The following is a 12485-nucleotide window of genomic DNA, read 5'->3' on the forward strand; positions in this document are numbered from 1 at the left end:
GATCCGGAGTTCGACTACCGTGAACCGCCGCACCCGGCTCCTGCCGGCCGCCCTGGCCCTCGCCACCGCCACCGCCCTGCTGGCCACCTCGTGCAGCAGCTCCGGCTCGGAGGACGACGGCGACTCGGCCGACGGCTCCCCGAGCACCCCGCCCGCGGCCACCGCCCCGGGCACCCCCGGCACCACCGACCCGGGCACCCCCGACGGCACGCCCAGCGACCCCGCCACGAGCGCGACCCCGGGCACGCCGAGCGGCAGCACTCCCCCGGGCACCACCCCGCCCGGCACCACCGCCCCGCCGCCGACCGGCGCCCGCTGGCAGCCCACCCCGGGCCTGGCCTGGCAGTGGCAGCTCGGCGGCGGCACCGTGGACCAGTCGGTGGACGTCCCGGTCTACGACATCGACGGCTTCGAGAACGACGCCTCGGTGGTGGCCGCGCTGCACGCCAAGGGCCGCAAGGTGATCTGCTACCTCAACGCCGGCTCCTGGGAGAACTTCCGCCCGGACGCCACCGCCTTCGCCAAGGCCCTCCAGGGCTCGGACACCGGCTGGAAGGGCGAGAAGTGGTTCGACATCCGCAAGCTCGACCAGCTGAAGCCGCTGATGGCCGCCCGCTTCGACATGTGCAAGAGCAAGGGCTTCGACGCCATCGAGCCGGACACCATCGAGGCCTACAACCAGAACAGCGGCTTCCCGCTGACGCCCGACGACCAGCTCAAGTACAACCGGATGCTGGCCCGGCTCGCGCACGAACGCGGCCTGGCCATCGGCCTGAAGAACGACCTGGACCAGATCCCCGCGCTGCTGCCGGACTTCGACTTCGCGGTCAACGAGGAGTGCTCGCAGTTCGACGAGTGCGACCGCGTCGCACCCTTCGTCAAGGCGGGCAAGGCGGTCTTCCATGTCGAGTACAAGCTCGACACGGACCAGTTCTGCGCCAAGGCCAAGTCGCTGGGCTTCAGTTCGATGCAGAAGAAGCTCGAGCTGAACGCCTGGCGCAAGCCCTGCTGAGGTGTTCCACTCCCGTCGCGCGGGTGACCCGGACGAGGGTCACCCGCGCGAGGGTCACTTGACCGCCAGCCAGATGACGGTGCCCAGCACGGCCAGCACGACGACGGCGACCAGCGCGATCACGCCGGTACGGTTGCCGCCGCCGCTGGTGCTGCGGCCGTAGGTGGAAACGTTGCCCGGCTCCTGGCGTGCCGGGGTCTCGTCGACGAACGCCCGGAACATCTGGGTGCTGCCGGCGGGGTCGTAGTCGTTGTCAGCCATGGCAGGGACTCTAACGAATCGGCCCACCTCAGGCACAGCCCGGACCCCCTTCCCGGCCGGCGCACCACCCCGGCGTGCGACGGTGGTACGACAGGCTCGTGAACACCACCCGGCGCACGGAATGCCCCACTGCGGAATCGGGTTGACTGCGATCATGACCGGAAACCACAGCCGGGTGAGCCTCGGCACCTCCGACCTGTCCGTCTTCCCGCTCTCCCTCGGCGGGAACGTCTTCGGCTGGACGGCCGACGAGCAGCAGTCCTTCGCGGTCCTGGACGCCTACGCGGCCGCCGGCGGCAACTTCGTCGACACCGCCGACGTCTACTCGGCCTGGGCCCCGGGCAACACCGGCGGCGAGTCCGAGACCGTCCTCGGCAACTGGCTGCGCAGCCGCGGCAACCGCGACGGCGTGGTGATCGCCACCAAGGTCGGCATGCACCCCGACGCGCGCGGCCTCGGCGCCGCCAACATCAAGGCCTCGGCCGAGGCGTCGCTGCGCCGCCTGGGCGTCGAGCGGATCGACCTGTACTACACCCACCGGGACGACGACACCCCGGTCGAGGAGTTCGTCACCGCCCTGGACGAGCTGGTCCGCGAGGGCAAGGTCCGCGCGGTCGCCGCCTCCAACATCGGCGCCGAGCGGCTGTCCGAGGCGCTGGCCTTCGCCGAGCGCGAGGGACTGGCGAAGTACGTCGCCGTCCAGCCGCACTACAACCTGGTCTCGCGCGACACCTTCGAGGGCCCGCTGGCCGACGTGGTCGCCGAGCACGGTCTGGCCACCGTCCCGTACTACGCGCTCGCCTCCGGCTTCCTGACCGGCAAGTACCGCCCGGGCGGCGCGGGCGTGGACAGCGCCCGCGCCGAGGGCGCCGCCCGCTACCTCGACGAGCCGCGCGGGCCCAAGGTGTTGGAGGCGCTGGACACCGTCGCCGCCGAGCACGAGGTCGAGCTCGCCACCGTCGCCCTGGCCTGGCTCACCGCCCGTCCGACGGTCGCCGCCCCGATCGCCAGCGCCCGCACCGTCGAGCAGCTCCCGCCGCTGCTGGCCGGCGCCACGCTGAAGCTCACCCCGGAGCAGACCGCCCTGCTGGACGCCGCCTCCCTCGCCTGAGCACCGACCCGCGCACGCCACCGGGCCCCCGACAGCGCGATGCTGTCGGGGGCCCGGTGGCGTCTCCCGGCGCTACGGCCGCCCGAAGTGGGTCGGGTAGTAGCCCGAGTTGAGGGTCGAGACCCGGACGGTCCTGCCCGGCCGGGGCGCCTCGACGAACGTGCCGCCGCCCAGGTATATCCCCACGTGGTGGATCCCCGAGGCGCGGCCGCTGTCCGACCAGAACACCAGGTCGCCGCGGCGCAGCTGCCCCGCGCTGATCGGCGTGGTCGCCGCGTACTGGTCGTCGGCCACCCGCGGCAGGCTTATCCCCGCCCGCCGGTAGGCCTGCTGCACCAGTCCCGAGCAGTCGTAGCCGGACGGGCCGTTGCCGCCCCAGACGTACGGCTTGCCCAGCTGGGCGAGCGCGTAGTCGACGGCGGTCTCCTCGCTCTCGGAGGCCGGCGCGGTGTCCGCGGACGGACGGCTCACGGGCGGGGCGGGCGCCGGGGCCGAACCGCCGCCGGACTGACCGGTGCGGTTCAGGTAGACGTCGTAGTGGCTGGTCCAGCGCCACTCGCCGCTGCCGTTCTTGAACCAGTACTTCGACCCGTCCCAGCCCTGGCGCAGGCCGTAGGAGGAGGCCGAACCGTTGGAGACGGCCTTGGCGCCCGAGGCGGTGGACCCGCCGGACCCACCGGACCCACCGGAGCCGCTCGAGCCGGTGGACCGGCCGGTGCGGCTCGCGTAGACGTCGTAGTGTCCGGTCCAGCGCCACTCGCCCGCACTGTTCTTGAACCAGTACTTCGACCCGTCCCAGCCCTGCTTCCCGGCCGCGGCGTGCGCGGACCCGGCACCGGCCGTCAGGCCGACCACGCCGGCGCCCGCCAGCACGGTGGTGGCCAGACAGGTGCTCCGCACGGCGCGGTGTATCCGGCTGCCGCCGGCCGCCGCGGCGCCGTGGGCGGTGCGCGGCCGGGGGGCGCAGTTCGGGCAGCCGCAGCCGGCGATCGCGGGGATGCTGCCGAGACGCTCCTCGAAGCCGATCAGGCCGGGATCCTCGTCGAGGCCGACCGAGCCGACCGTGACGGCGGGTTCGGCGTACGCGCCGGTGGCTATCCTCATGCGGGTCGTCCTTCCTTCCGCCCGGCACGGGCGGCCGGGGACGGTACCGAGGCGGCCACTCCGGCCGGGGCGACGAAGGCGACCAGCAGCTGTTCCATCAGCGCGCTGCGGGCGGCCTCGTCCAGTTCGTGCGCGGTGACGCGCTCCAGGCGTCGGACGGCGAGCGCCGCCGCCTCCACCGCGTCGTCCACCAGCACCGTCCGCAGGCCCGCGTCCAGGTCGGCCAGCCGGCGGCGGCGCATCGACTCGGCGACCTCCGGCGCGTAGTCCAGCGCCAGCGGCTGCACCGAGTACACCTCCAGGCCCGCGGGGGCGGCCTCGGCGGCCAGCGACCTGGTCAGCTCGTCGGCGAACCACTGCCCGTCGCGCAGCGCGGGCCCGGGCGCCGCGTTGCTGTCACAGGGCAGCATGGACGCGGTACGGGTGAGCACCGCCTGGATCTGCTCGCGCAGGTAGTCCTCGTGGTCCTCGATCGCCAGCAGCGCCCGCGCGGTGTCCTTGACCCGCCAGACGATCAGCAGCCGGACCACGATCGGCGTGCCGGTCCGGTCGACCGCCTTCACCGGCTCACTGCGCCAGTGCCGCAGCCGCACGTCCATCCGACGGCGGCGCAGCAGCGGGTTGACCCACACCAGACCGGTCCGGCGGACGGTGCCCCGGTAGCGGCCCCAGCGGGTCAGCACCCGGGTCTCGCCGCCCGCGTTGGCCAGCAGCCCGGCGAGCGCGACCACCACCAGCAGGCCGACCGCGCTGACCTCGGCGATCGACGTGGCATCCACGTCCGCCCGCCCGCTCGCCCGCGCGGCGGCGCCGCGCAGGTCGGGCAGCACGTCCCAGTGCGGGACGACGCCGGTGCGCAGCAGGAGGAACAGCATTCCGGCCAGCCCGAGCAGCACCACCAGCAGGGCGATCCAGCCGGGCAGCGTGGTGGCGCCGTGCTCGCGCACTGCCTGGTCGGCGCGCGGCGGGCGCCGGGAGGCGGTGGCGGCGCCGACCGCGGTGGCGTCCGGCAGCTCGACGGTCTCCGGGGTGGCCGCCGTCTCCAGCGGATCCCGCAGGTCCGCCGGGTCGGCGGACGACGGCGCGGGGACGACGGCCATCGGGGTGGTCGCCGGGCCGCCGTCGGCCGGGCCGACCGGTTTGGCGACCTTGGCCATCGTGACCGCCGTGACTCTGGCCAGCGGACTGGCACCGGAGGCGGAACGTTCCGGCAGCGCCGGCGGGAGCTTTTGGGGCAGGTTGTCGGGTCGCTGCGAAGAATCGCGGGTGACGTCCATGCACGGGTCCTCTGGGGTCGGTGTGTCGCGCAACGGGCGGCCCGGATCTGACGGGCAGTGCCAGGGTCAGGCTAAGTTCATACGTCATCAAATGCGACATTTGAGCCGAGGTGTGTCGACATTTACTGACGAATCGTCCAAAGCCGACCTGACGCGCAGGCACATGAACGGATGGTCGGGACAGTTCGGCGCAGGTCAGCGCCGTCGAGCACCAGGACCGTGGACGAACACCCGACGGGTGATCAGCCCGATCCCGGTGAGCACCAGCAGGATCCCGGCGAGCCCACCGCGCCAGCCGGAATCCCCGGACCGGCCCACCACGCTCTGCGGACCCTCCGGCAGAGGCAGCGGCCGGACCGCGGCCTCGGCGGAGTCCGCGGTTTCAGCGGCGGCTCCGGCGGCGGCTCCGGCCGGTCCGGTCGGCGACGGCCGGCTCATCACGGCGACGACGGCCGCCCGGGACGAACCGAGGGCAGAGGTCGGGCTCGGGGTCGGAGAGGCAGTCGCGGCGCTCGCAGCGGTCGGGACGGGGGACACCGACGGAACCACCGGCGCAACGGGTGCCCCCGGCGCAACGGACGGGCTCGGAGCCGGAGCCGGCCTCGGCGAAGACACCGTCGAACCCACCGCACTCGGACTCGGCTTCGCGGTGCCCGACGAAACCGCCGACGGGCCGGACACCACCGGGCTCGCCGCAGCCGACGGGGCGACCGGCGGCGGCACGGGGATCGGCAGCACCCCCGGCGGGACCGGCACCGGCACCTCGGGCGCCACCGCAACGGATGGGCTCGGACTCGCCGCGGCCGAAACCGCAGCCGAAGCCGAAGCCGAAGCCACGGTCGTGCTCGACGCGACCGGCGCCGACGCCGTCGGGCCGGGGGTCGTCGGACCCGGCACCGACGGGCTGAGCGAGCCCGACACCGCCGCAGTCGGCGCCACCGCCGCAGCGGTGACCCGCACGCGCACCGGGTCCGCCGAGGTCCCGTTCCCCGCCAGGTCCGTGGCCGTGACGGTCAGCCACTGCTCGCCGTCCGTCAGGTCCCGGTTGGCGGTGCAGGTCCAGCTGCCGTCGATGGCCGCCGTCGCCCCGCAGAGCACGGTCCTCTGGTCCGAGCTCGTGCTCGACCCGGCCGTGACCAGCACGTTCGAGCCCGGTTCGGCCCGTCCGGCGAGCGTGGGGCGGCTGACCCGCAGGGTCGCTCCCGGGGCCGGCGCGTTGAGCACCGGCCGGTCCGGCGGAACGGTGTCGACCACCAGCGTGGCCGGCTGCCCGGCCGTCCGGTTCCCCGCCGCGTCGACCGCGACCGGGGTGAGCTGGTGCTTTCCCTCCGTCAGGTCCTCGACCGGCAGGCAGGACCACTGGCCGTCCCTCCGCACCGCCGTGCTGCACAGCTCGCCACCCGTAGGGCGGTCGGTCACCGAGACGGTGCTGCCCGCGTCGCCGGTGCCGGTGACCGGCAGCCCGGGGTCATTGGTGTAGGCCGGGAGGGTGAGTGCGGGGGCGGTCGGCGGCGCGGTCTTCACGGTGACCTTGACCGGCTCGCCGCGCAGCACCACGCCGCCGCTGGTGGTCTCGACCGGTGTGAGGCTGTGCGGGCCGGCGGGCAGCGCCGCGGCGGGGCGACAGGACCAGTCGCCGCCACGCCCGACCTTGGCCTTGCAGAGCGCGGCGTCGCCCTCCCGGATCTCGACCGTGGCGCCGGCCACCGCGCCCTCGCCGCTGACCTCCGGGCGGGCGTCGGCGAGGACGGTGCCGTCGACGGGTTCGGCGATCTCCGGCCGGGCGGCTCCGACGGTCAGCTTGATCCGCTGGTCGGAGACCTGTCCGGAGTCGGCGAACCCGCCGGAGGGGACGAGTTGGCTGGTGTCGCGGCCGATCCGCAGCCGGGCCCAGGTCTCGCCGGAGGCGGCGCCGGGTGGGACGGTCCATTCCAGGGTCGCGGTGTCGGCGCCGGGCAGGACCTCGGTCTGCACCCGCCCGGCGGGCTCGAACCGTCCGGTGTGCCCGAAATCGATCCAGCCGGCCAGGGTGGCGGGCTGGTCGCCGACCGCGACCGGGACGGTCAGCCGGTAGTAGCGGCCGATCGCGGCCTCGGCGGGGAAGCTGATCGACGGGTCGGCGCCCCGGTACTCGCCGCGGCCGGGCTGGAGCTTGGGCGGCGGCGGGCCGGCGAAGGGGCTGCGCAGGGAGGCGCCGTGGTCGAGCCGGACCAACGGCTCGTCGTCCGCGGCCTCGGCGGAGCGGTTCCGGGCGCGCCGCGACGGGTTGGCGGCGTCGGCGCCGAGGAAGAGGTCGGAGACCACGTGCGAGGCGTTGCCGTAAGCCTGCGGCGCGGTGCCGAGGTCCTCGTCGACGGTGACGGTGTAGGCCTGGCGCAGGACGGGTGGGGCGGTGGCGCTGCCGGCCCGGGCGGTGGAGCGCTGCTCGATCCGGAACAGTGCGGTGCGGAAGGTCCCGGCGAGCTCCAGCGAGCCCTCGGCGGCGGAGCCGGGCGCGCCGTCGGAGGCGCCGTCGCGGCCCGCGGGGGCGAGGGTGGTGCCGTCGACCGTCCAGCCGGGCCAGTCGGTGCGGCTGACCAGGGTGGGGGCGGTGGGCGAGCCGCCGGTGAGGGTCAGCCGGGTCGCGGTGCCGGTGGTGCCGGATTTCCCGGTGGCGACGGCGGCGAGCCCGCTGAGGTGCAGCCGGGGATTGCGGACGGGCCGGGAGAAAGTCAGCCGGAGCGTCCCCGCCGTGCTCCAGGAACCGTCCGTCTGCGGACCGCTGGGGGTGAGCTCGAAGGTCTGCGCGGGGCTTCCGGGGTGCATTCCGTCCGAATAGCGGGCGGCGGAATGACCCCCGGCGGATCGGTCCGCCAATTCTCCCGATCCGGCGGTGACCGCCACCCCAGGAGAGGCATCGAAATCGATCCGGACGGAAAGTCCGGAGGGCAGCACCGCCCGGTGGTCCCCCGACCAGGAGTCAGGGGACTGCTGGGCCACCGAGAGCGGAGCGTTCCAGCCGGTCAGCAGTCCGGCCGTGAGGACGGCCAGGGCGGCAGCGGTGCGGGGGAACTGTCGGCTCATCCGGCTCTCCTTCGCGGTCGGCTGCCGAGGACGGGCAGTCTGGGCACAAGATCCGACAAAAAGGAATCACGGATCCCGGACCGGTCATCCTGCGACACCTGCGCTTTCGACCGTGTCCCACCCGTTTGGCGGCCGTCCGGGCGGCCGGACGGGACCTGCCCGAAACCGCCGCATTCCATCCGGTAGGCGGTAATCGGCACACCCGGACGGACGTAGGAACGGGAAATCCCGGCTAATTCAGCGGACCCCAGCGGCCGGGACCTGACCATTCATCGGAGAAATCTGTCCGACCGGCCCGCCCGCCGGGCGGAGTCTGGCCGGGCACGCCCCCGTCGGCGCGGCGAGCGGGCCGAGGGCCGGGAAACGAGAGAAGCCCCCGGCCGGTGGCCGGGGGCTTCTCGCTGGTGCGCTCAGCAGGATTCGAACCTGCAACCTCTTGATCCGTAGTCAAGTGCTCTATCCGTTGAGCTATGAGCGCAAGGAACGGGCGAACCCGATCTTGCGGAGTTTGGTGCGCTCAGCAGGATTCGAACCTGCAACCTCTTGATCCGTAGTCAAGTGCTCTATCCGTTGAGCTATGAGCGCTCGCCCTGGTGAACGTTGCCTCCGGGGCGTTGCGGGGACAACATTACATGACCTGCGACGTGGGGCGAAATCGATTGGCCCGGGGCCCGCTCCGGGCCTGCTCCCGGCCTGCTCCCGGCCTGCTCCGGGCCTGGTCCCGGCCCGCACCGGGGAGGGCTGGGGACCGGCACGGACCCGGCCCGCCCTGCCCCGGGAACGCGAAGAGCCCCCGCCGACGAGATCGTCGACGGGGGCTCCCGACTGGCGGAGGCTGAGGGATTTGAACCCTCGATCAGGAATAACCCCGAAACCGCATTAGCAGTGCGGCGCCATAGACCGGACTAGGCGAAGCCTCCCCACATGGAGCACACCCGCGCGAAGCGGACCCGTTCCGTGTGTCGATGATGATGCCACAACCCTGGGGTTCGGCACCAACCACCGCCAACGTTACTAGGCGGGTCGTCCCCGCCGCAAAGAAGAATGAGATACTGCCGTATCCGGAGGAGCTGCCCCGAGCCGAGGAGACCTGTCGACGTGAGCAGCAGGCCGATCCGAGGCGCTGCTCGCCTCGCCGCCATACTCGACGCCCTGCCCGACGCGTTGCTGCTGGTGAACAGCAACGGCACCGTCGTGGACGCCAACAACGCGGCGGTCCATGCCTTGCAGGCGCCGGGCACCTCCCTGGTCGGCATGGGCGTGCTGGGCCTGCTCCCCGAGTTCGACCCCAGCCGGATCCCCGGCTCGATGCGCCCGGCCACCCGCGACGGCGACGCCCTCGAGCGCCCGGTCCGGATGACCGCGCACCGCACCGACGGCACCACCTTCCCGGTCGAGGTCTCCGGCAACGACTTCGCCGACGACAACGACACCAGCCGCGGCTACGCGCTCTCCCCGCTCGTCCCCTACGACCCGTACCGCGAGGGCTCCCGCTCGCCGTCCTCCTCCGACCTGCTCCTGCTGCTGGTCCGCGACCTCTCCGGCCGGCTCGGCGTCGAGGCGGAGCTGCGCCGCCAGCACAAGCAGACCGAGATGATCCTGCGCGCCGCCGCCGAGGGCGTGCTCGGGGTGGACCTCGAAGGCCGCTGCGTGCTGGTCAACCCGGCCGCCGCGCACATCCTGGAGTACCGGGCGAGCGAGCTGGGCGGGCGCGAGCTGCACCCGCTGATCCAGCACTCCCGGGCCGACGGCAGCCCGCTGGCGCTGGAGGAGTCCGCGCTGCTGGACACCCTGACCTCCGGGCGCAAGCACCGGGTGCGCGGCACCGTGCTGTGGCGCAAGGACGGCCGTCCGGTCACCGTCGACCTCACCACCGCCCCGGTCCGGGACGGCGACCAGCTCGTCGGCGCGGTGATGACCTTCACCGACCGCAGCCGCGAACTCGCCCTGATCGCCCGCAACGAGCACCTCACCGCCGTCCTGGAGAACGAACTGGGCGGCGCGCTGAACGCGCTGAACCAGCGGCTGGACGCACTCGCCGCCGACCCGGCCGGGCAGCTCTGGCCGGAGGCCAACTGGACGCTGCGCCGGCTCGCCGACGAGTGCCGCCGCTTCGGGAAGCTGATCGACGGGGTCCTCGACCACCAGCGCAGCGAGGCCGGCGAGAGCGGCACGGCGGAGGCCCAGGACACCAAGGACGGCGGGGACGGCCGGGACGCCAAGGACGGCAAGGGCCGGCGGAAGGCCGCCGCACGGGTGCCGGTCGCCCTGGACACGGTGGTCCGCCGGGCCGTCGAGGAGGCCGGCGAGCTGGTCGGCCCGGGCCGGGTGCGGTTCTCGGTGCACGCCGCCGCGGTCGAGGTGATCGCCGACGAACGGCGGCTCGCCCAGGCGCTGGCCCACCTGGTCGCCGACGTCAGCGGCGTCCGCCTCGCGCTGGACGCCCCCACCACCCCCTCCCCCGGGCTGGCCGTGCCCGGTCTGGTCGGCGGCGCGGCGCCCGCGCTGCCACCCGCCCCCGAGCCGCCGACCGTCGTCCTGGCCGCCGCCCAGCGCGGCGAGGTCGCCCGGGTCGAGATCCGCGGCCCCGGCGTCGGCGGCAGCCCCGTCCACCTGCCGATAGCCCGCGCGGTGGTCGAGCGGCACGGCGGCGTGCTCCAGCCACACGAGCTGCCCGGCAAGGCCGGCACCACGTACGTCGTCGAACTGCCGCTGGACCCGGTCGCCGCGAAGGCCGCCGCCGAACGCGCCGCCGCCGAGGGCCGCTCCGACCGGCCCAAGGAGAGCGACAGCGCCGTCCTGCCCGAGCTGCCGGGCATCCCGCAGCTGCCCAGCAGCAGCGCGGCCGCCGAGCCCGCCGTGGCCGCCGAGCAGCCGGGCCGCACGGCCCCGGAGGCCGAGCAGGCACCCGCCGAGGAGCCCCCGGCCACCGAACGGCGCGGCCGGCGCGGCCGACCGGCCGCCGAGACCCCGGCGCACCCCACGAACCTCGCGCCCGACGCCGCCGCCGACCAGTGGCCGAACGCCCCCGCCCGGGTCGAGCGGGCCGTCCCCGAGCAGTGGAACGGCACCGGCAACGACCCGGCGTACGGCCGTCAGGGCCTGGCCGGCCCCGACGGCGTGCAGAGCGACCCGTGGGGCAAGGACGACGGCCGCTCCGGCCCCGCCTACGCCGTGCCCGTCGAGGGCGAGCGGGCGCCGCAGAACCGGTCCGGCGGGCGCGAGCCGCTCGCGCTCGGCCCGGCCCCCGCCGACACCCCGGCCGCCGACGGCACCCCGCCGGGCGGCACCCCGACCGACGGGGCCACCCCGGAGGAGACCGCGGGCGGGCCCAAGCCCCGCCGGCGCCGCGCCCTGCCCTCCGCCGACGACTCCTCCGGCGGCTTCGCACTGCCCGGGGCGACCGACACTCCGGTGTACCCCGGCCTGGAGCACGCCCTGCCGGCCGGCCCCGCGCCCGTGCCCGCGCCGCCCGAGCCGGCCTCCGCGCCGACCGGCCGCCGCCGTCGGCTGGCCGTCCCGCCGGGGCCCGGCCCGGACGCGCCGGTGGGCGCCCCCGGTTCGGCCGTGTCCCCCGTGCCTTCCGATCCGTCCGGTCTGCCCGCTCCGACGGGTCCGTCCGGTCCGTCCGGCCAGGACGCGGGTGCCCCCGGCACCGCGCTGGAGCCCGCCCGGCCCGCGCTGCCCGCCGCCGAGGACCCGTCGGGCCCGCGCCCGGTCGGCACCGGCCTGGGCGAGCTCGCCCCGCCGCGGCCGCTCGGCAACGCGCCGATGCCCGCCGTCCCGCAGCCGTCCGTCCCGCACCAGTCCGTCCCGGCCGAGGCCCGGACCGCCCCGCGCCCGATGGCCCAGCTCCCGGCCGGCGACGCCCGGCCCGCCGACGAGCAGCCGCCGGCCGCCGGTGGCGAACTGGCCAACACCCGTCGGCTGCTGGTCTGGCCGGAGCCGGACCCGGCGACCAAGCAGGCCCTCCAGGCGCGCGGCTACCTCCCGGTGATCGTCAGCTCCCGCGAGGAGGTCGACGCCCAGGTCTCCGGCTTCCCCGCCGCCCTCTTCGTCGACCCGCTGACCGGCCCGATCACCCGCACCGCACTGCAGTCGCTGCGCACCGCGGCGCTCAACCGCCGCGTCCCGGTGCTGGTCACCGCCGGTCTCGGCCAGGCCACCCGGGACGCCGCGTACGGCGCCGACCCGGCCGTACTGCTGCGCGCCCTCGCGCCGCGCGACGGCGAGCACCACGCCCCGCGGGTGCTGCTGGTCGAGGGCGACCCGGACATCGCCGCCGCCATGATCAGCAGCCTGGAGCGGCGCGGCATGCACGTCGAGCACGCGGTGGACGAGAACGACGCCGTGGCCCGGGCCAGCAGCGTGCAGCCCAACCTGGTGGTGATGGACCTGCTGCAGATCCGCCGCCGCCGGGTCGGCCTGCTGGACTGGCTGCGCGCCAACGACCGGCTGCACCGCACCCCGCTGGTGGTCTACACCTCGATGGGCCTCGACCCGCGCGAACTGCCCCGGCTGCGCACCGGCGAGACGGTGCTGTTCCTCGCCGAGCGCTCGACCAGCGAGGACGTCCAGGGCCGGATCGTGGACCTGCTCGGCCGGATCGGCGCGATGGGCGAGGCGGGCGTCGCCGCCGCGGGCTGAGGAACGCCGA

At 74.9% G+C, this 12485-nt stretch carries 7 protein-coding genes and 3 tRNA genes; 3 read left to right on the top strand and 7 right to left on the bottom strand.

Annotated elements, in window-relative coordinates; translation table 11 throughout:
- The first annotated feature begins 19 nt into the window (after positions 1–19).
- The gene (locus tag ACZ51D_RS07170; protein WP_465622316.1) at positions 20–1012 is read left to right on the top strand and encodes an endo alpha-1,4 polygalactosaminidase; all 993 of its coding nucleotides are present in this window, start codon (positions 20–22) and stop codon (positions 1010–1012) included.
- 54 nt (positions 1013–1066) lie between these two features.
- Here ACZ51D_RS07170 and ACZ51D_RS07175 read toward each other — a convergent pair whose 3' ends face one another.
- Positions 1067–1273, bottom strand: coding sequence for a hypothetical protein (locus tag ACZ51D_RS07175; RefSeq protein ID WP_360496496.1), 207 nt, complete (start codon positions 1271–1273; stop codon positions 1067–1069).
- A 154-nt stretch (positions 1274–1427) separates the two neighbouring features.
- On the opposite strand from ACZ51D_RS07175, the gene ACZ51D_RS07180 reads away from it, so the two are divergent.
- Positions 1428–2384 carry an aldo/keto reductase gene (locus tag ACZ51D_RS07180; protein WP_465661476.1) on the top strand — a complete coding sequence of 319 codons (957 nt, stop codon included), beginning with the start codon at positions 1428–1430 and terminating at the stop codon, positions 2382–2384.
- 72 nt (positions 2385–2456) lie between these two features.
- On the opposite strand, the gene ACZ51D_RS07185 is transcribed toward ACZ51D_RS07180, so the two are convergent.
- From ACZ51D_RS07185 to ACZ51D_RS07210, 6 genes are all read right to left on the bottom strand, one after another.
- Positions 2457–3488 carry a C40 family peptidase gene (locus tag ACZ51D_RS07185; protein WP_360496502.1) on the bottom strand — a complete coding sequence of 344 codons (1032 nt, stop codon included), beginning with the start codon at positions 3486–3488 and terminating at the stop codon, positions 2457–2459.
- Positions 3485–4765, bottom strand: coding sequence for an SPFH domain-containing protein (locus ACZ51D_RS07190; protein WP_465661478.1), 1281 nt, complete (start codon positions 4763–4765; stop codon positions 3485–3487). Before ACZ51D_RS07190 ends, ACZ51D_RS07185 begins: the two co-directional genes overlap by 4 nt.
- 195 nt (positions 4766–4960) lie before the next feature.
- Positions 4961–7828 (bottom strand): Ig-like domain-containing protein, encoded by a 2868-nt coding sequence (locus ACZ51D_RS07195; RefSeq protein ID WP_465661480.1) that lies wholly within the window; start codon positions 7826–7828, stop codon positions 4961–4963.
- 402 nt (positions 7829–8230) lie between these two features.
- Positions 8231–8306 (bottom strand) — tRNA-Arg (locus tag ACZ51D_RS07200).
- Positions 8307–8337: 31 nt separating this feature from the next.
- Positions 8338–8413 (bottom strand) — tRNA-Arg (locus ACZ51D_RS07205).
- A 241-nt stretch (positions 8414–8654) separates the two neighbouring features.
- Positions 8655–8748 (bottom strand) — tRNA-Ser (locus ACZ51D_RS07210).
- Between the two features lie 178 nt (positions 8749–8926).
- Here ACZ51D_RS07210 and ACZ51D_RS07215 point away from each other — a divergent pair.
- Positions 8927–12475 (top strand): hybrid sensor histidine kinase/response regulator, encoded by a 3549-nt coding sequence (locus ACZ51D_RS07215; protein WP_465661482.1) that lies wholly within the window; start codon positions 8927–8929, stop codon positions 12473–12475.
- Positions 12476–12485 lie beyond the last annotated feature (10 nt).

This window comes from Kitasatospora sp. NPDC033851 (genome assembly GCF_055576085.1).

Bases quoted from the DNA above. Each gene is read 5' to 3' on its own strand.
- ACZ51D_RS07175 (WP_360496496.1), bottom strand. From the start codon at position 1,273: ATGGCTGACAACGACTACGACCCCGCCGGCAGCACCCAGATGTTCCGG.
- ACZ51D_RS07190 (WP_465661478.1), bottom strand. From the start codon at position 4,765: ATGGACGTCACCCGCGATTCTTCGCAGCGACCCGACAACCTGCCCCAA.
- ACZ51D_RS07195 (WP_465661480.1), bottom strand. From the start codon at position 7,828: ATGAGCCGACAGTTCCCCCGCACCGCTGCCGCCCTGGCCGTCCTCACG.
- ACZ51D_RS07180 (WP_465661476.1), top strand. From the start codon at position 1,428: ATGACCGGAAACCACAGCCGGGTGAGCCTCGGCACCTCCGACCTGTCC.
- ACZ51D_RS07185 (WP_360496502.1), bottom strand. From the start codon at position 3,488: ATGAGGATAGCCACCGGCGCGTACGCCGAACCCGCCGTCACGGTCGGC.